Below are 599 nucleotides of genomic sequence, written 5' to 3'. Positions count from 1 at the left end.
GCTATCTTTGCCTTGTTAAATTATTTCATAAGAATCAATATAAAAGAGTTTTTAAAATCTTATTTTTTAACATTTTTTATTATTTTTCTTATTACTATCATCATAGGATTTTATGTAACTTATGGTGTTGATAATGTGGGACATTTTGTACTTATGGATCCTCCAGAAGTTAAGAAACTTTTGCCAGATGAGTATCGTATATATATTTGCATAGGATTTTTATTTGGTTGGATTTGCTATTTAACATTTTTTGCACCTTTTATAGTTCTTTGTTTATTACAAGCCTATTTTTTTAAATGCTATAGCACAGGGATAAAACGTAAAAAAATAAGTTGGTTGATAGGGTTTGCATGCAGCTCTCCTTTTATATTAATATTTTTTAAATACATAAATGATGGAAATATTTATTTATAGTAAAGATTTCATTGCTAAGCTTGATTTCAAAGATAAAGCTTATAATACACTTTATGATACAGGAGTTTAAATGATAGAAGCTATTGGTTTAGGATGGTTATTTGGTGTGATTTTCTTTTTTGGTTTCTTTTTTGGTTTCTTTTTTGGTTTAGCAAAGGGTTTAGGTTTTTTAATCATCTTTTTAG

At 25.9% G+C, this 599-nt stretch carries 1 protein-coding gene; it reads left to right on the top strand.

Annotated elements, in window-relative coordinates; genetic code table 11:
• The coding region (locus tag H2280_RS08430; RefSeq protein ID WP_337216258.1) for a hypothetical protein at positions 1-414 on the top strand (414 nt) is incomplete at its 5' end.
• Between the last annotated feature and the right edge of the window lie 185 nt (positions 415-599).

It is taken from the genome of Campylobacter sp. 2457A (genome assembly GCF_020135895.1).
Taxonomy (GTDB): domain Bacteria; phylum Campylobacterota; class Campylobacteria; order Campylobacterales; family Campylobacteraceae; genus Campylobacter_D; species Campylobacter_D taeniopygiae.
This window is presented reverse-complemented; position numbering and strand designations above follow the sequence as displayed.